This is a genomic window from Halalkalibaculum sp. DA384, from assembly GCF_043951955.1.
Classification (GTDB): domain Bacteria; phylum Bacteroidota; class Rhodothermia; order Balneolales; family Balneolaceae; genus JAMQKA01.
Map to the genome: position 1 here is coordinate 274,630 of NZ_JBINJE010000001.1, position 18,422 is coordinate 293,051.

At 49.1% G+C, this 18,422-nt stretch carries 12 protein-coding genes and 1 tRNA gene; 4 read left to right on the forward strand and 9 right to left on the reverse strand.

Annotated features, from left to right (window positions below; all coding sequences use genetic code 11):
- Nucleotides 1-273: 273 nt before the first annotated feature.
- Nucleotides 274-1,380, reverse strand: coding sequence for an alkene reductase (locus tag ACG2E4_RS01095; RefSeq protein ID WP_395275460.1), 1,107 nt, complete (start codon nt 1,378-1,380; stop codon nt 274-276).
- A gap of 480 nt (nt 1,381-1,860) precedes the next feature.
- On the opposite strand from ACG2E4_RS01095, the gene ACG2E4_RS01100 reads away from it, so the two are divergent.
- The gene (locus ACG2E4_RS01100) at nt 1,861-4,086 is read left to right on the forward strand and encodes an amino acid permease (RefSeq protein ID WP_395275461.1); all 2,226 of its coding nucleotides are present in this window, start codon (nt 1,861-1,863) and stop codon (nt 4,084-4,086) included.
- Nucleotides 4,087-4,300: 214 nt separating this feature from the next.
- Here the strand turns inward: ACG2E4_RS01100 and ACG2E4_RS01105 are convergent, their stop codons facing one another.
- From ACG2E4_RS01105 to ACG2E4_RS01115, 3 genes are all read right to left on the reverse strand, one after another.
- Complete coding sequence (locus ACG2E4_RS01105; RefSeq protein WP_395275462.1) at nt 4,301-5,437, reverse strand: Fic family protein; 1,137 nt, start codon at nt 5,435-5,437, stop codon at nt 4,301-4,303.
- A 303-nt stretch (nt 5,438-5,740) separates the two neighbouring features.
- The gene (locus ACG2E4_RS01110) at nt 5,741-7,795 is read right to left on the reverse strand and encodes an ATP-binding protein (protein WP_395275464.1); all 2,055 of its coding nucleotides are present in this window, start codon (nt 7,793-7,795) and stop codon (nt 5,741-5,743) included.
- Nucleotides 7,796-7,940: 145 nt separating this feature from the next.
- Entirely contained in the window at nt 7,941-8,834 is an 894-nt protein-coding gene (locus ACG2E4_RS01115) for an HNH endonuclease (protein WP_395275465.1), read from the reverse strand.
- A 986-nt stretch (nt 8,835-9,820) separates the two neighbouring features.
- Here ACG2E4_RS01115 and ACG2E4_RS01120 point away from each other — a divergent pair.
- Both ACG2E4_RS01120 and ACG2E4_RS01125 read left to right on the forward strand, forming a co-directional pair.
- Nucleotides 9,821-10,585, forward strand: coding sequence for a DUF5995 family protein (locus ACG2E4_RS01120; RefSeq protein ID WP_395275466.1), 765 nt, complete (start codon nt 9,821-9,823; stop codon nt 10,583-10,585).
- Between the two features lie 213 nt (nt 10,586-10,798).
- Entirely contained in the window at nt 10,799-12,169 is a 1,371-nt protein-coding gene (locus ACG2E4_RS01125) for a GntP family permease (RefSeq protein WP_395259695.1), read from the forward strand.
- A gap of 369 nt (nt 12,170-12,538) precedes the next feature.
- Here ACG2E4_RS01125 and ACG2E4_RS01130 read toward each other — a convergent pair whose 3' ends face one another.
- The 5 genes from ACG2E4_RS01130 to ACG2E4_RS01150 form a co-directional block, all read right to left on the reverse strand.
- Entirely contained in the window at nt 12,539-12,745 is a 207-nt protein-coding gene (locus ACG2E4_RS01130; protein ID WP_395275467.1) for a DUF3185 family protein, read from the reverse strand.
- Between the two features lie 196 nt (nt 12,746-12,941).
- Complete coding sequence (mscL, locus tag ACG2E4_RS01135; RefSeq protein ID WP_395259569.1) at nt 12,942-13,394, reverse strand: large-conductance mechanosensitive channel protein MscL; 453 nt, start codon at nt 13,392-13,394, stop codon at nt 12,942-12,944.
- Between the two features lie 165 nt (nt 13,395-13,559).
- Complete coding sequence (locus tag ACG2E4_RS01140; protein ID WP_395275468.1) at nt 13,560-13,733, reverse strand: hypothetical protein; 174 nt, start codon at nt 13,731-13,733, stop codon at nt 13,560-13,562.
- 8 nt (nt 13,734-13,741) lie between these two features.
- Nucleotides 13,742-15,679: an ATP-dependent zinc metalloprotease FtsH gene (gene ftsH / locus ACG2E4_RS01145; protein WP_395275469.1), complete on the reverse strand. Its 1,938-nt coding sequence runs from the start codon at nt 15,677-15,679 to the stop codon at nt 13,742-13,744.
- A 148-nt stretch (nt 15,680-15,827) separates the two neighbouring features.
- Nucleotides 15,828-15,903 (reverse strand) — tRNA-Lys (locus tag ACG2E4_RS01150).
- 614 nt (nt 15,904-16,517) lie between these two features.
- Here ACG2E4_RS01150 and ACG2E4_RS01155 point away from each other — a divergent pair.
- On the forward strand, nt 16,518-17,798 hold the full coding sequence (locus ACG2E4_RS01155; RefSeq protein ID WP_395275470.1) for an outer membrane beta-barrel protein: 1,281 nt from the start codon (nt 16,518-16,520) through the stop codon (nt 17,796-17,798).
- Nucleotides 17,799-18,422: the final 624 nt, after the last annotated feature.

Below are 18,422 nucleotides of genomic sequence, written 5' to 3' on the forward strand. Positions count from 1 at the left end.
GCTGGAAACCCACCTGTTCCGGCTGAATTCAGCAGACCCCGCTAACCTGCATTTCTCACGAGAATAATTTTGAATCATTGTAATACTATGAATTACAATGATTTAGATTGATTTCCCGACCGAAAATACTATGACAGGGTGTAGCGGACTGCGAAATTGGTTCATCTGCTGCGTTGAATGTGGGAATCGCTCGCTGAACGTACCAGCATACGTCTCGCTTGCGATTACCACTTCGCCTTGCATACAAACCAATTTCTTGGGGAGAAATGCAGGCTAACCCTTGATTTCCATTTCCTCCAGAAACGGGTAATCCGTATAGCCTTTCGCGTCGCCGCCGTAGAAGGTGTCGCGATCCGGTTCATTGAGGGGGGCGTTCTGCGCGAAGCGCTTCGGAAGGTCCGGGTTGGCCAGGAATTCGCGGGCGAAAGAAACCATATCTGCTTTCCCCTCTTCTACCACGTTGATGGCCGCTATACGGTCATAGTTGCCATTAGTCATCAGCACGCCGTCATAAAAAGGACCATAGTAGGCCAACACATTCTCTGCCAGTTGCGGGTGGTCCGACAGGTCGGCCAGCGGTTCCACCAGCTCAAGGAAAGCGAGCTCATACTCCTCATTCAGTTTGCGGATCACATACTCATACAGGGCTTTCGATTCAGAGTCATTTTCAGTAGCCATCAGATTACTGGGGGAGAGGCGCAGCGATGTTTTATCAGATCCCACCTCCTCAATCACCGCATCCAGCACCTCAAAGAGAAAACGGGCCCGATTTTTGACAGAGCCGCCATAGCGGTCCGTGCGGTCGTTGATGCTGTCATGGAGGAACTGCTCCACCAGGTAGCCGTTGGCGCCGTGGATCTGTACGCCGTCGAACCCGGCCTCGATGGCGTTGCGCGCGGCCTGCCGAAAATCCTGCACCACGGCTTCCACCTCTTCCGTAGAGAGGGCACGGGGCGTGGAGGTCGGCTGGAAGCCCTCGGGCGTGAATACCTGGGTGTTGGCATTTTTATTTGTGGAGGACACCGGCGGCTCCCCATCGTGGAACCAGGTGTGGGAAACCCGTCCCACGTGCCAGAGCTGGCTGTACATCACACCCTCGTTCTGGTGGACGGCCTCCAGCACCTTCTTCCATCCCTCGATCTGCTCCTGGCTGTGGATACCGGCAGTGTCGATATAGCCCATCCCCTGCCGGGATATCTGCGATCCCTCTGAGAGGATGAGTCCAGCTGAGGCGCGCTGGCTGTAATACTCGGCATGCAGCTCCGTGGGAGCATTGGCCTCGTTATGAGCCCGGTTGCGGGTCATCGGCGCCATCGCCAGCCGGTTTTTCAGGGTTTGGGTTCCCACGTCAATAGTGTCAAAAAGCTTGGGGGTGGACATTTGTAATCCTTTTTAGTTTAACATTGAACTATATTGACTGTTACAACCGCGAAGACTCCCCAACCATTCCACCCGGCTGTTAGAAATTATCGATCAGGAGTATAGGATTTGATTATATCTCTAAAGCGATACATAGTCCGTGAATTCCAATGCAGAACATTGTAACCGAGAAACATCTGTTAAACGGGGACTTTGCAAAGCCGTTGTTTTGCCAATTTCAGTGATTAAAATTTCATCTGTTGAAGTGAGTGTATTTGGGAGTGCAATAACCATAAAAATTTCCCTCCAGGGCACACACCATTGGAAAGCCATACCTCTGTAGAAATACGGCGAAGTAAAAAGTCCGAGATCATTCACCGGACGACAACACCAGCCGTCCGACAAGCAGTTCGAAGATCTCCATAAACAAGTTTGTTCATTAAAAGTGATTTTATAGTTTGCTTGTCATATTGACCGGTAAACCCGTTACCATGAATCTCCATGAATAAACAACCCGCAGAAGAATCCACGCTGCAGGAACAAGTTGAGGAACATGCTTCCAAAAAAAAGCAGAAGTACGGCACTTTTGGCGGCGTGTTTGTTCCCACCCTGCTGACTATCCTGGGAGTCATCCTGTTTTTGCGACAGGGCTGGGTGATCGGGAATGCCGGACTGCTGGGCGGATGGCTGATCATCACCCTTGCCTTCCTGATCGTCACTTTTACGGCGCTGTCGATGTCGTGCATCACCACCAATATCCGCATTAAGGCCGGCGGGGCGTATTCCATTATCTCGCAGTCGCTGGGACTGGAAGTCGGCGGCAGTGTGGGCGTGCCGCTGTACCTGGCACAGACGTTTGCCATCACCATGTACATTTTCGGTTTTAGGGAAGGCTGGCTCTATATCTTCCCCGACCATTATGCCATTGCCGTCGATATGGTCGTATTCAGCCTGCTCTTCATCGTCGCCTATCTAAGCGCAAGGCTGGCTTTTCGTATCCAGTACATCATACTGGCGGTTATCATCGCGGCCCTGGTATCGGTGGGCGCCAGCGTGTTTACCGGGGCGATGGAACACAGCATCCAGTGGTGGGGAGAGTTCCCGGGTGAGCCGGAGGATAATTTCCAGGGTGTCAGCTTCTGGGTGGTCTTTGCCGTTCTTTTTCCCGCCGCCACCGGTATTATGGCCGGGGCCAACATGTCGGGAGAGCTTAAAAATCCCAAGAAGAGCATACCGCTGGGCACGCTGTCGGCCATCGGCATCAGCTACCTTATTTATATGTCCAGTGGATACTGGATGGCCAAAGTGGCCCCGGTAGATGAGCTGGTGAGCAACTACAACGTGATGATCGATTACGCGTTCTGGTCGCCAGCGGTGCTGGGCGGACTGCTGGGGGCGACCTTTTCATCGGCGCTGGCCTCTATCGTGGGGGCGCCCCGTATCCTGCAGGCACTGGGAGATCACAGGATATTTCCGGGCGGCGAGGTGTTCTCGAAGCTGGCGGACAACGGCGAACCGCGTAATGCCATCCTGCTGACCGGCGGCCTGGTGCTGGGCACCCTGCTGCTGCGGGATTTGAATACCATCGCCCCGCTGATCACCATGTTTTTCCTGATCACCTACATGATGATCAACATGGTGGTCTTTATTGAGCAGCAGATGGACATGATCAGCTTTCGGCCGACGTTTTCGATTCCCAAATTTGTGCCGTTCCTGGGCACGGTGGGCTGCCTGTTTACCATGTTTGTCATCAACTCCACCTTCGGGCTCATCGCCCTGGGCTTCGTCATAATCACGTACCTGTACCTGTCCAACCGAAAGCTTCAGGTCCCCTACGGCGATATGCGAAGCGGCCTGTTTGTGTCACTGGCCGAGTGGGCGGCCAAGCGGGTATCCCTATTGCCCGAAAATAACGAGCGGGCCTGGAAAGCCAATCTCTTGGTGCCGGTCCGGAGCTCCCGCGAGCTGCGCGGCAACTTCAGCCTTATCAGGAACCTGGTGTATCCCAAGGGATCGGTCAAGCTGGTGGGAGTCTCGGGGGAGGAAGATGAGGGAACGTTCAGGGATTCACTGATGGATTTTTCAATGTCATTTCAGCGAGAAAATATTTATGCCCGGTGGAGCGTCATCGATTCCAATAATTTTGAAGATGCCGTGCTCAATTCGCTGCAAACCCTGCAAGGCACATTTTTCAGGCCCAACATTTTGTTTTTGAGACTCCCCGCCCACAAGCAGTATGATGATGAAATTTTGTCGATCATCCGGCAGGCGCGCCTCAACAATATGGGCATTCAACTATATGTTGAGGATACGATTGCCCAGCTCGGACGCAGTGCGCTGGTAAATGTGTGGGTCCATGAGCAGAGCCCCGATTGGGATCTGAGCATGGAGCTCGGCAACGTAGACCTGGCGATGCTGACCGCGTACAAGCTGAAGGTCAACTGGGATGCCGAGATGCGCATCATCACCGTGGTGGAGGAGCCGGAGGTGGAGAATGCGTATCAATATCTTGAAAATCTGCGGGATGTGGCCCGCCTGCCCGATGTGAAGCCCCATGTGGAGATCGGCGATTTTAAGACGGTGATGCGGGAGGCGCCCCAGGCAGATGTCGACCTGTTTGGGCTGCCGGAAGACCCGGACCTGGATGAGCTCCGCAGCTATGTAGAGCAGACCCAGTCTGCCTGCGTATTTGTAGCGGATTCGGGCAATGAGAATATTTTGGCGTAGGGTTTTAGAAATATTCGGATGAAGCTGGCCACGCCCCTTGCTACCGCCCAATCCTGCCAACTGATAACCAGTCAATCAATAACGCACTCCGCCTTCTTTGTGTTTGCCGGGAGCGGGAGACAAATTCATAGGCCGTGAGGAGAAAACCTAACTCGAATTTCTCACCAAGAAATTTGGTTGTGCGTCTTTTTAATATGATTGTGAATAATTCGGGTTAAAACGTCAGGATCTGTTCCAGTTCACGATTACGATAATAGTGACGCCCCTTGATCTCCCGTTTCTCCAGCACCCCCATCTCATCCAGCGTATTCAGGTAGCTGCGGGCCGTATTTTCCGCATACAGCCCCGCATCGGTCAGGTGACTCACCTTCGTAAACGGCTGGGTGAAAATGGCATCGATAAGCTGGCCCGGGCGCTGAAAATTCTGCTCACGTTCCACGGCCTCCAAAATGGCTTCTTTGGCCTCCAGGATATCATTGACCTTCCGGTAGGTCAGCCGTGCCGTAGAATCCACCGCCCGAAGCATATACAGTATCCAGGCCTCCCAGTCCCCGCGCTGCGACACCCCCGCCAGCGTATCGTAATACTCCTGCTTGTGATCGATGACATAGCGACTGAGATAAAGAATGGGCAGCTCCAAAAGTCCCGCCTTTGTCAGGTAATGAATATTCAGGATGCGTCCCACGCGTCCATTGCCATCGCGAAAGGGGTGGATCGCCTCAAATTGAAAGTGAGCAATCGCCATCTTTAGCAGCGGCTCGTGGGGCGGGATGGAATCGTCATTCAAAAACTCCGTCAGGTTCTCCAGCTTCTCCCGCAGCACCTCCTTTCCCTTGGGCGGCGTGTACACTCGTTTGCCGGCATTGGGTCCACTGCCCCCCTGGCGAATATAGGTCGTGGCAAAAGGCGGACGAATGGCATCGCGGGCTTCTTTGATCTCCTGGTACAAGTTCACAAAGTAATCCAGATCAAACGCACCGTGTTCTTGTAAATATTTATGTCCCTCCCATATCGCCTCCCGATAACGAAGCACCTCTTTCGTGGGGGCGGATACATTATCATCGAACCGGCTGTCGCTGAACGCCTGGTAGAGATCGTCGGTGGTGGTAAAGACGTTCTCGATGGCGCTCGAATCCTTCGCCTCCTGCAGGGTAATACTGTTGATCAGGAGCGCCTGGTTGGGGATGGCCACGCTGCGTCCGGCCAGCAGCCCCATCGCCTCCTTGGCCCGGCCCAGCTGTTCGTAGATCTCAACATTTTTATACAGTTCTTCATCGATCGGCAGCAGCGGCAGGTCATTCCAGGGTGTATTGCGATCGGGATTAACGCGGTATATCGGCTGTTGAGACATTAAAATACCTGTCATTTAAGGCATGAGTTTAATTCCGGCCTCAACATAAGGGTTTTACAGGTACCATACATTAAAAATTACACTTTTTGATGTATGGGTTGGGTTCCGGCCTTAATGGTACGTTGGGATGGGTTGTGAAACCTCAATATCAAACCGAACTGGGACGGCGACCTGGCCAAAATCTGCAGCTTTGCGGGAATGATTGTTGTTTAGATGCTGGTTGCAGTGCGGGGTTGGCTGAGAGTATTCGCAGGTTGAGGTAAAATAAAAAACTATTAATTAGGATATTGTACCAATTGTATCCTACTCTTCTTGATCTTGTGATGTTTCTCGTTTTAGATCAATAATCATTGGTAATTTTGACTTGATGGCCTTGCCCGAAACTACAGCATGATACCTTTTAAGTGTTGGGATCGCATTTATCATATCACTGCCAAAGTAATTTTCCAAAAACCCAAAAGAGGTTTTGTCATGTGCTTGAAAACTTATAATTGTATTACATTGTGTTAGTACTGTCTTTGAAACATTGGCAGTTCTTTGAGCAATAACAAAAAATCCAACATCGTACTTTCTACCTTGGAGGGCTATTTGTCCAATTTTATTCACTAAAGCTTTATTACTACTATAATCTCCAAAATCCCCCAAGCTATTAGTTTCAGGTACAACTGTGTGAGCTTCTTCGATAACTATACAAATTCTCTCGTCATCATTTTTCTTAGCATATTTAAATATACTTTCTAAAAACTGCTGAGTAAACTTCAAAATAAAAGACGTATTTGATAAGTCAGGTAGCTCAAAGATGGATAGGTTATCTTCACTATCCATAAAATCTGTTATATAGCCTAACAACTTCTCATCTATTTGATTTTTCAACTTTAAAGTTTCTTGGTTCCCAGCCCGTTTGGAATCAGCATCTTTATACTTTGCATATAATTCTTCAGTCGCATCTAATCCTTCCTTATCTACAAGTAGTTCTGGGTCTAATGCTGATAATTTATCAACATACTCACCTGTGAAATCAATACAGATTACTTTAGTATCTCTTTTTAGCTTTGCAATTATTTCTCTCGCGATAAATGACTTACCACTACCAGTAATACCTAATATGGCTGTATGATGTGTTACAGCTTCTTTTAAATCTAGAACAGATGGAATATCAGTTTTAGGTATAAAACCAAGTTCAAATTCATTTTCTGAAGTTTCTGGCAAATCAAAATCTCTATAAAATCTATTGACAGGGGTATTTATATTTGGAACCCAACCAAATTTATCAAATGCTCCTAAATCTTTATCCCAAACCCCAAGTTGGATTGCAACTGCCTCTACATATCCTCTTTTATTTCGCTCTTCTAAGTTTTCAGATTTAACCACGCCATTTATTATTTGATAGAATACATTTCTACCGTCTATATCAAGCGTAACCAAGTCTCCATCTTCTAAACTTCCAACCTTCGGAGAATATTCAAACTTAATTGTTTCGATATCCGAACCAGATGTCACAAGACCTACAAAATTTTCGTAATCCTCTCCTTTGTCTCTATCGGTTTGGTATATTCTATTTGCTGAGAGATTCGAATTTACTTTTATTTCTTCTAACTGTAGTATTTTGATCCACTTCTCTTCATCTAAGAGGGTGCTATCAACGACTAAGCCAAGAAAAGTTTTTTCATTACCCTGAATAGTGTGGGTAAACATTAAAAATTCAAATTTATCTATGTGAGTATTTTGGTCTGGATAAATTTTTGCGAGAAAAATATTACCAGATTCTACACTTAGTATTTCACCAACTTCTTCAGGAGCCGTATCCTTTTCAATAAAGAAATTAATTGTATGTTTTTTGGGCTCTATAAAAAGGATTAAAGCACTATAAAAAAATAAACTGAGAAAAGCCCAAGATTGATTATCTACATAGAAAAGAAGAGTTAAAATGAACAAAGCAAAAAACAATAGTTTACCCTTCCCGAACAAAGTGCTGAATTCCTTAAACCTCTTTGACCATATGTTCTTAGTTGATTTAGAAGACTCATTCTTAGTTAAAAGGAATAAAGCCATTAAGGAGGTACAGAAAAGAAGAATATTGTATATCAAAAAAAAATCATACCAAATCCCTAAGTTGTTTAACTGATCATTTAATGGAGCTAGCAACAAGATTATCGATATTGTTGAAGCCAGAACATCAGTAGGCTTTGTAAAAAAATGTTCTAAAAAAAATGTTACCAATGACAGCATAACTAAAGTGGATATCAATACAATCTTGGCTGATTGGTTTTCAGGTAAGCTCGTGTTAAACGATACAATTATAAATATTAGGATTCCTAGAAAAATAAGAAGTAGTAACCCTCTCTCATTTTTATTCATCTTAGATTAAAGTATTTATTGTTTGAATCAAGTTGATATCTATTATTGTTTGGTAATCGGTTATGGTTATGAATAATTCTTAAGTCAAGATGTCTAAAATGTAAAGTCTAATCTTCAGAGGTAATTTCATCAGAATGATTACAGATTAAATTTTATCCTTAAACTCCTGATACCGCCACTCCAAAAACTCCTGATTAGGCCAAGCCTTCTTCGATCTAGGCAAAATCAATTTCTTATCCTGCAACTCTTGAATTCCATGCAGTAGCATTGGTCCATCCTCTTCTCTCAAGACCTCATCTTTGACCTTGATTTCATAGTCCGGAGTAACGCCAAGAATGTGCTTGTCAAAAGCGGCGTGATGGATTTTGCACAAGGCCAATCCATTGTTAACGGAGGGTATCCCTTCTTCCTCTTGGTCGGGAATGATATGGGCGGCATCCAACAGCTCTACATGTTTTAAGTGGCAGAAGGCACATTGCGACTGGTAGGCGGCAATCACGCGTTCACGGAAACCGCGCTGGTGCAGTCGTTGTCTTACGGAAGCAGTAATATAAGCCCGGCGATATTTGTCAGTCTCACCAACTCGGCTTATTTCCTGGTCCACATCATATTGGTTGTCTGCTGCAACCCTGAATGTCAGCGAGTCGGGATCATCTCCAATTATATATACCGGCCAAACGACAAGATACTTGCCGGGTATAATGCCATGGAAATAGATTAAGGGCACCTCTTTCTGCATGCACTTGCGAAGTCCCACGTTGTCTCGGTGCATGGGATCGGTGCCCCTATACTTGTAGAGCAAGAAATCATGTTCATCAAAGCTATCTTCATAAGGACCTTTGGGCGAGGTGGTTATAGTGAGAGGCAAATCAAGTATTTTGGGTTTAAAGATTCCCTGCGGTGAAACCAGTGGTATTCTGGTTCCCTTGAATTCAAACCCCTGGGCCAGCATATCTCGATTTAATACATCACCATATTTTTCTACCTGTTTTTTCAGCCAGTTGAAAGCCGCCAATCGTATTTGCTTATCTAGATCCATCTGGTGGGATTTGGAAATGATCCTGTACCCGATTCAAAATGATTATACCTTTTATTCAATAGAAAATCATTTTAGGAATAAATATTTCAACTGAACACCTTTTCAGCCCCACATCAATCTGACTCAATAATCCAAAAATTTTCTGCACGGATCCCGGTTCTCAGCGATCATTTAAGTAGCGTTGGCACTTGAGCCAATTCAAGAAACAGCTCCAACAATCGAAAAAACCATCAACAGACTCATGAGTATGAAATATGCATTAATAACCCAACCATTTACCGACTTCCCGGAAAACACATGGCCATTGTACAAGATCAGACCTCCCGGACTATGCACGGATCTTGGAAGCGATGGCGAACCGCAAATCTACCGTAACCGGGTCCGATTTTTCCGTTGATCGGGGAGGGGAGAATGTAGAATGAAGAATTATGAAGTATTAATAATGCCGGAGGATTGAGGATTGAAGGTTGAAGGTTAAGAGTTGAAGGTTTGAGGTTATTTTTGACCAGGGGTGAATGAAAAACTACCCGCTTTCCCGGCCTTGAATGGGGCGCAGAGACCGAAGCAGTATCCCGTACAGACGCGACATACCGCGCAACAAGCATCCACGCCTGCTGAGGCTCGGGCGTTTGCCCCATTCACCGCCCAGATCTTTTAGATTCCTTTTGGATCAAGCCAAAAGGAACACCACTTTTATGAAAATTAGCTTCATGTTTCTTGTTGGAACTTCTTTATCATCTTTAGAGATTCCCCAGAGTAATTAGGTTAATCCGTGCAGATCGGCATGATCGGTTTTATCCGCGTTCTGCCAGAGCAAGGCCAAAATCCAGGATCCTGGGTTGACATACCACTAGATTTGTACCCCAATAAGCTGTACGTTTTTAAAGCAGATTCACAGGGCACAAATATCTAGTTACACCAGTTAGTCAATTACACACCAGCCTGTTGCGATCATAGGTCATAAACACGAAAAAAAGAGGCTTTCCATGCCCCACACCGACATCACCACCATCGACGAGGTTCTTACGGAGCTGGACAATATCATCGATGCAACGCTCGGCGAGGGAAGTCCGTTGGGTATTTTTGCCTGTGTCTATCGCCATACGACAGCCAAAATTGCCAGGGGGATCGAAGAAAATCGATTCGAGAACGCCACTCGCATGGAGCATTTTGACGTCGCGTTTGCCCGCCTGTATATCGATGCATTCTGGCGGCACAGGGATGGCGAACCGGTCTCCTTTTCGTGGGAGGTCGCTTTTGAGGCCGCAGAAAACCGGGAGGTGATTATTATGCAGCACCTGCTGCTGGGAATGAACGCACATATCAACCTGGACCTGGGAATCGCCGCCTCCGAAGTGGCACCGGGCGATGAGATTTACGGCCTGGAAGGCGATTTCATGATGATCAACACGCTGCTGGCCGAACTGGTGGATGAGATGCAGCAGCGGATAAGCCGGGTCTCTCCCCTCATGTTTCTGCTCGACTGGATCGGCAAGCGAAACGACGAGGCGGTAGTGAATTTCAGTATAGCAAAAGCGCGGGACTTCGCCTGGAAATTTGCCCGAAACCTGGCACAGGCCGAAGAGGAAGCGCGGGACCAGCTCATCCGCCGCGTGGATGACCAGATCTCCAGCCTCGGCAACCTGGTAGCCTATCCCCCGGGATTCCTGCTGCCCCGGGTGCTCTCCCTGATCCACTATTTTGAAGAGAAGAACATGCAAAAAGCGATTGAAGTATTGAACAGGGAGTAGGCCAAATTTTTAAACGGGGAGAGTTATTTTCCCGATCGGAACATAGACAGAGAAGACCGACTCATACAGGTCGGTGCTGCCCGTATCCGCCCGGCAGGAAAACACGGGACAATTGTATCTCCATTCTTATTCCCAATCCCCATTTCCCGAGTTGTCCTTTTCCGTGAGATTCTTATACTTGAAGCGGGATATTAACGAAAAGAAAGGTTGTTGATGCACGGATACCTGTTGTTGGGGTTACTGATCGTCGCCGTAATTTTTATCGTACTGGGAACCGCCCGTTGGAAGCTGCATCCTTTCCTGGCGCTGCTGCTGGCTGCTTTTGGGGTGGGACTTTTTTCCGGCTTACCGGGGTCGGAAACGGTATCGGCCATCACCGGGGGATTTGGCGGCACGCTGGGTTCGATCGGTATTGTGATTGCCGCCGGAACGATTATCGGGTCGCTGCTGGAGAAGAGCGGAAGTACGCAGGTGATCGCCGACCTGGTGATTCGCGGTATCGGCAAAGCGCGCTCGGCCCTGGCCATGAGTATTACGGGGGCGATCGTCTCTATCCCGGTATTTTGCGATTCTGGCTTTGTTATTCTCTCCCCGCTCAACCGCTCACTGGCTTCCGAGACCAAACAGTCGCTGGCCACCTTTGCGGTTGCCCTCAGCATGGGATTGTACGCCACACATGTGTTTGTACCGCCCACACCCGGACCGATTGCCGCCGCGGGCACCCTGGAGGCTGATATCGGGTCCGTCATTTTGCTGGGAATTGCGGTAACAATTCCCGTGATTGTGGTCACCTATCTTTTTGCCAGGTGGATCGGGAACCGGATCTATATCGACCCGGATGCGGCCGGCACTGTTGATGCCGCTGGCGGAAAACAAGCGGTGAAACCGTCAGCGGGGGCCGGACCAAAGCCGAGTTCGACTACGGCCCTTCTGCCGATTCTTGTGCCGATGGCGCTCATCGCCCTGGGCTCGGTGGCCTCCCTGCCCTCGAACCCGTTCGGAGCGGGATGGGGCGCCGAAGCGATTAACTTCCTGGGCGATCCCAACACGGCGCTGATCATCGGGGTGTTCCTGGCCTTCCGGACGATTCATCCAACCCACCGCGATGCAAAAGTGTATGGCGACTGGGTGGGAGACGGGCTAAAAAATGCCGGCACGATCATCCTTATTACGGGAGCGGGCGGGGCGTTTGGCAGCGTGTTGCGGGCCACAGAGATCGGTACGTTCCTCGGGGAGCTGCTTGCCAACTGGAATATCGGCATCTTCCTGCCGTTCCTTATTGCGGCAGCGCTCAAGTCGGCCCAGGGATCGTCGACCGTGGCTATCATCACCAGCGCCTCCATCATGCTGCCGCTGCTGCCCGGGGCCGGACTGGCAGAGGGACTGGGACCGGTGCTGGTCACCCTGGCGATCGGGGCGGGGGCGATGACCGTTTCTCATGCCAACGACAGCTACTTTTGGGTGGTCAGCCAGTTTTCGGGGATGGATGTAGCCCAGGCATACCGACTGCAGACCGCGGGCTCCGCCGTGGCCGGCATCACAGGCATGGCGATGGTCTTTTTGCTGAACCTGTTCCTGGGATAGGCGTTACCCGGGGTCGTTATTGCCTACAAGGCCTCTTCACAATAGTAGTGTTCCTTTTCGCTTGATTCAAAAGCAACCAAAAGGCGATGAATGGGACATCCCGCTGCAGCCGCCGCATTCAAGGCCAAGAAAAGCTGATTCTACATAAAAATGGGGGGCACTGCGAGGCTGTCCAAAAAGTCAAATAAAAACCGCCACAAGGGGGGAAAGATCCGTGTTCTCTATCCCGGCACCCCTTCGAAATTCATTATTCCTGATTCTACATTCATTATTCCCCATCCCTTTCCGGCCTTGGACTTGTGAGCCGACCGAGACAAGTGCAGGGGCAGCGCAGTTTAGTTAATTGCGGACTGATTATGATGCTCCATCTCAAATCGACCGCTCTCCACGCAGCAGTCCGACCAAGCCCCCGATTGAAGCGGCCGTTCCGCCTACCAGCATCCAGATCGCTTTGTCGGAGCCACCACCGCCCAGCAACTGGTCGACTTCCGAACGGAAAGAATGATATTCATCATAACCAAAATAAAGCAGCAGGAGTCCGCTGACCAGCAACACTGTGGATATTATTTTTCTCATCACCGTACCGTTTTATTACCATTCACTTGATAGCTACTAAATTCGACGTGGAACCACAAGGGAGCTTCCAAAAGCAAAGCATTCCCTTCTAAAAAAGGATCATAAAGACACACTGCTCCGCACCCGCACAGGGCGTCTCATCCATCACTCAAATGGCGGCGTACCATATCTGTCTTTTACAATATACCGTGGGTTGCTAATCCACTTCCGAGGTACAATGGGGGCAGCGTGTAGCCTCGACGGGAATATCGGAAATACAGAACGGGCATTTTTTCAGGCTGGGGACCACCGGTTCCGGCGTTTCCTGCGGACGTTTAAGCTTGTTGATATACCGGATAAGCACAAACACCGCGAAGGCGACGATCAAAAAGCCTAAAATAGTGTTAATAAAAACGCCGTAATTCAGTGTAACCGCGCCGGCCTCCTGCGCCGCAGTGATCGTCGCATAAGGGGCGGGGGCTGTTCCCTCCTTCAGGACAATAAAAAAATTAGAAAAATCGACTCCTCCAAGCAGCAGCCCCAGTGGAGGCATCATCACATCTTTTACCAGCGACTGGACGACACCGGTAAACGCCGCCCCGATAATAATACCGACCGCCATGTCCACCACATTCCCTTTTACGGCAAACTCTTTGAACTCTTTCAACATAACGCTCCCTCGTTGGGTTCAGTAATTATGAACAGATCACTTGCATACTACTATTTTGTGGTCTAAAATCCTATAGACAAGTTACAAATAAAGCGCACCGGGGTTCCCGTAAACGGCGGCTTTATCACACCCAATTGAGCCATTTCCAGTGACAGGGAATCACTGTCAGTCCTGCGGAATAATCGCCGCAATCTGTTCAAAATCCAGGTAGAACTGTTCCATCTCGTCCCCGTTTTCGTCGTTAATCTCTATCCGGCCGATGTGGTCATTATACTCTATCGACCCCACTTCAACCCGCTCTGTTACTCCGCTGTCAAATATAATTTTGTACGTTTTCATGTGCGGGATTACTCCTCTTCGTCGCTGACCTTCTGGTTATTTGACTTCGCTTTTACCAGGTCCTCAACCCATTTGCCGGGAATTTCCTCTTTTTCGAGCAGCTCCTGGGCTACCTTGTCCAGTATATCCCGGTGTTCCTTGAGGGCGTTTTCCGCCTTTTTGTATGAATCTTCCAGGATCCGCCTCACCTCTTCATCGATTTCGCGGGCGGTACTGTCGCTGTACTCGCGCTGGCTGCCCATCTGCTCCCCAAGGAACACCTGTTCCCGCTGGCCGCCAAACGCCATGTGGCCGAACTTGTCGCTCATGCCCCAGTCGAGCACCATCTTGCGAGCGAGCTTGGTGATCTCTTTCAGATCGTTTTCAGCTCCGCTTGTCGAGGTGTCAAAGATCAGGCTTTCTGCTGCCCGTCCTCCCATCATCACCGCCATGCGGTCCAGCATATACTTTTTCTGGTAGAGCAGTTTTTCTCTTTCCGGCAGCTGCATGGTCACGCCCATCGCTTTGCCACGCGGGATGACGGTTACTTTGTGGATCGGGTCAGCGTTGGGCATTGCTGCGGCCACGACGGCATGGCCCGCCTCGTGGTAAGCCAGCAGCGATTTCTCCTCATCCGACAACTTGATGCCGTCGCGCTTGAGGCCCATCATCACCTTGTCGCGGGCCTGGTCGATATCTTCCTGCTCTACGTGCTTGCTCTTCTTTCGGGCGGCAATCAGTGCGGCCTCGTTCAGCAGGTTCCGGAGATCCGCTCCACTGAATCCCGGGGTCGAACGAGCGATCTCCGCCAGGTCAATATCATCGCTCATCTTTTTATTCTTGGCATGAATTTTCAGGATCTCCTCGCGATGTTCCTGGGTTGGCAGGTTTACGGTAATCTGCCGGTCGAAGCGCCCCGGCCTGAGCAGCGCTTTATCCAAAATATCGGGTCGGTTCGTAGCCGCCATCACGATTACGCCCTCGTTGGGTTCAAACCCGTCAAGCTCCGCCAGCATCTGGTTGAGCGTCTGCTCACGTTCGTCATGTCCACCACCGAGGCCGGCCCCTCGCTTGCGCCCGATGGAGTCGAGCTCGTCAATAAAGATGATGCTGGGGGCTTTCTCCTTAGCTTTGCCAAACATATCCCGCACCCGCTTGGCGCCAACCCCGACAAACATCTCCATAAAGTCGGACCCGGTAATCGTAAAGAACGGCACGCCGGCTTCACCCGCCACCGCCCGGGCCAGCAACGTTTTACCGGTACCGGGAGGCCCCACCAGCAGCACTCCTTTGGGGACTTCTCCTCCCAGCGAGTCAAACTGCTCCGGATCTTTTAAAAATCCCACGATCTCTTTCAACTCTGTTTTGGGGCTTTCCAGTCCGGCCACATCGTCAAATGTGGTATCCACTTTTTTGGCATCCTGCAGCTTGGCTTTGCTTTTCCCGATATTCATAAACGGTTGCCCCTGGGCGCGCATCTGCCGGAAAAACTGCATCCCTATAAAAAAGAGGAACATCAGCGGAATACCCCAGAGGAGAATGGTCCACCAGTTGAAATCGCTTTGGGGGACAGCCGTAACTTTGACATCGTTCTCCTCCAGCATGCCCAGCAGCCGATCGTCTCCCACAGAGGGGATATAAGTCGTAAATTCCGAATAGCGGGTGGTGTCGTTTTCCGAAGACTTGAGCGCGGTTTGCTGTTTGAGCTCGCCCTGGATGCGGTCGCCCTTCATCACAACCTGATCGACATTGCCCGACTCTACCTGTGCCCGAAAAGTGCTGTAATCAATACTCGGCGGACCACCAAAAATTCCGGTATCGCTAGAACTTAAGACCCAAAATCCGAAGAGTGCTGCGATGATAAGCCAAAAAATAATGCGCTGCTTACCACCCGGCGTGCTGAACTGGGGAGCATTTTGGGGGGATGGTTGCTCGTTTGAAGACTGATCTTGTTCTTTATCTGCCATAAATAGTGTTCGACTCTAAAAAGTAGTATGCATACAAAATATGTAATAGAACAACGATAATAGACCGGCTTTGCATTCCACACATGTTGTTCCAGAAAAAAGCCCCTGCGGTTATCCACCTACAGGGGCTTAAGAGAGAGTTAATGCTTGGTGAGTCGGGAGGGGATCGAACCCTCGACCCACGGCTTAAAAGGCCGTTGCTCTACCATCTGAGCTACCGACTCATCGGCTTTAAAATAGATTCCAAATATACGGGATTAGAAAAAATAATATCAAACCGAATTTTGATATTATTTCTCACTCCCAAAACAGGGTCTGCAGGATACAGAAACCATTATTTCAAGCCTAAACATACAAATTATAGATCGTAATGTGTATGTGGAACTGAATACTGCGCGAGCCGCTTCCCAATTACACATTATGCCCACGTTTATATATCGCAAAAGGCCCTGGTATTCATCAAGAAACATCACTTTTGCACCATTTACCGAGTTCAACCGGGTTTAGAAAAGATCCCGGCACGAAGGTCAGTGCAAGTTTGATTTTGGGATTAGCTCAGGCGAATAGCGCCGCATTTGCAAAGACAGGTTTGTGCCCTTGCCGGGCACGCCGCCTGCTGGCACAATCGAGACCTGATTACACTGCTTGAAAGCCTGGAGAGCGGGTAAAAAAAATTAGAAAATTCAAATATGAGCTCGTTGAAAATCTGTGTAAACTTTAACTACACGCAATGCACGGAAGGATCAGGACATAATATTATAGAGAGAGTATGTCCGGCCAACTGATTCAATACGAGAGCAGTAAAATAAGGCATAGCAACAAACAAAGAGAGAGTATTATGATTTCTTCATCGATTATTAAAAAAAGTATACTCAGCATTTCCATATTGCTGATCGCCTCTACGGTAGCTTTTTCCCAGCACTACTCCAATAACGAATACCGGAGACTGAGTCTTTCAGTGAGTGGTGGAGCCAGTCTTGGAGACATGAACCAGGGCAATTACTTCATGTCAAGCAACTTCAGCGTCAACACCAAAGACACCCCGGCATTCGGGCTGGGAGTGCAATATGCGCTGACTCCCGCGTGGTCGCTGGAACTCGGTTACCGGCACACGCAGGTAAAAGGGAGAGCCATCCCGTTTACCAGCTCGGTGAACCTGTTTACGCTGAAAAACTTTGTCAATCTCAATCAGCTTTTATTCGTGAACAGGATCTCTAACCGGGTCAACCCTTTTCTCACCGCCGGTATCGGTTATGATGTTGTCAATTACGATGGCCCCGATGCCGCGTATGACCTGCACAACGCGAGCTATAATGCGGGGGCGGGCGTCGCCTATCGACTGACGAATACGGTGGACCTGTTCAGCCAGTATGAATACCATATCGGTTCCAACTCTATTGACAATGATGACGAGGGCTTTGGAACGGACCTGATCAATACCCTCACGTTCGGAGTTCGGATCAACTTTGGCAAAAAAGATGCCAAACTTGCCTCCTGGCGGGATGTGCCGGTGGATATCAGTCCCAGTGAATACGATCGCTTTATGACACAGTCCAATCTCATCTCCAACCTGGAACAACGGGTAGAGCAGGTAGAAAAACGGGATACCGACAACGAGAAGCTTTTGACTGAGCTGAAAAATGAAAAAGAAGCTGAAATCGACTCCCTGAAAAACCATATCAGCCGTTTAAATGAACGGTTAAGCAACCTAAAAATGGCTTTCTCTGAGCTTCAGGACAAAACAATAAATGGCGTAGAAGTGGATACCGCGACAGGGCTCACCGAATCTCTGCCCAGGGGACATTATGTGCAGATTTTTGCCACCCAAAACCTGGATATCGCCCGGGATATGCGGGAACATACGCTCCAGCAACTAAACGGGGTGATAGAACAAGCCGAGGAGAAGATCTTCATCATCCACCGCAAAGAATTCTATGAGGTCATGATCGGGTTATTTAAAGAGTTCAGCCACGCCAGCGATGTTCAGGAGGTGCTGAAGCCGATCCACGAGGATGCCTACGTGATCTCCTTCCCACGCCCCCTGAGCCTGAAAACAGATTTCGAAGGACTTGAAGTGATCAACACAAACAAAGCCGAGATAACGGTATTCAACAACTGATTTAACATAGGCTCTCTGAATTACTCGTCGGACGCCTGGCTTTGTCGTCCGACGATTGCCGTGAAAATGGGATAAAAAACCTGAGCCTCCTCGGAAAACAATTGGCAATCCAGATCCCGTTATGTGTCAGGGTTAAACCACGGAGCCGAGTTCTTGCTTTCCCGGCAGGCTGCCAAATTCAGCTGGACTCCTCCGGATTTTTGGATTCATTGTTGGGCCGTTCAAAAAAATGAACGGGGAATGCGGCCCCGCTCCAGCCACCGCAGGCACAGGTTAGTTATGTGTGGACTGGTTTATTAGTTATTTGAAGAGACCTTTGCAGAACCTGTTATTTTGTTGGGAGGTAGTTGTACCAACGACCTTATGGTCTTTAAACGGGAGTACAACTCCCTCCGATCGAGGAATTGAGGATTTTGCAGACCCTTCTTGAATAAACTAATAACCCAATCTCTAACGGTAACTTTTGAGTTCATTTCCGCCCACACAACTTGAACCGGATTTATCGCACCCCATTGTCGTTGGCAGAAAGTTGAGTTCAGCTTGCCGGGAGTTGACAGGCCGGGCCAAGGGATTCTCTGTTGCGCATTCAAAAAGCCCGAATCCTCTCTCATTACGCGGAACTTT

Excerpts from the sequence above, each read along its gene's own strand:
- ACG2E4_RS01095 (WP_395275460.1), bottom strand. The coding sequence starts at position 1,380 with ATGTCCACCCCCAAGCTTTTTGACACTATTGACGTGGGAACCCAAACC.
- ACG2E4_RS01120 (WP_395275466.1), top strand. The coding sequence starts at position 9,821 with ATGCCCCACACCGACATCACCACCATCGACGAGGTTCTTACGGAGCTG.
- mscL (WP_395259569.1), bottom strand. The coding sequence starts at position 13,394 with ATGTTGAAAGAGTTCAAAGAGTTTGCCGTAAAAGGGAATGTGGTGGAC.
- ACG2E4_RS01155 (WP_395275470.1), top strand. The coding sequence starts at position 16,518 with ATGATTTCTTCATCGATTATTAAAAAAAGTATACTCAGCATTTCCATA.
- ACG2E4_RS01130 (WP_395275467.1), bottom strand. The coding sequence starts at position 12,745 with ATGAGAAAAATAATATCCACAGTGTTGCTGGTCAGCGGACTCCTGCTG.
- ACG2E4_RS01140 (WP_395275468.1), bottom strand. The coding sequence starts at position 13,733 with ATGAAAACGTACAAAATTATATTTGACAGCGGAGTAACAGAGCGGGTT.
- ACG2E4_RS01125 (WP_395259695.1), top strand. The coding sequence starts at position 10,799 with ATGCACGGATACCTGTTGTTGGGGTTACTGATCGTCGCCGTAATTTTT.
- ACG2E4_RS01110 (WP_395275464.1), bottom strand. The coding sequence starts at position 7,795 with ATGAATAAAAATGAGAGAGGGTTACTACTTCTTATTTTTCTAGGAATC.
- ftsH (WP_395275469.1), bottom strand. The coding sequence starts at position 15,679 with ATGGCAGATAAAGAACAAGATCAGTCTTCAAACGAGCAACCATCCCCC.
- ACG2E4_RS01105 (WP_395275462.1), bottom strand. The coding sequence starts at position 5,437 with ATGTCTCAACAGCCGATATACCGCGTTAATCCCGATCGCAATACACCC.
- ACG2E4_RS01115 (WP_395275465.1), bottom strand. The coding sequence starts at position 8,834 with ATGGATCTAGATAAGCAAATACGATTGGCGGCTTTCAACTGGCTGAAA.
- ACG2E4_RS01100 (WP_395275461.1), top strand. The coding sequence starts at position 1,861 with ATGAATAAACAACCCGCAGAAGAATCCACGCTGCAGGAACAAGTTGAG.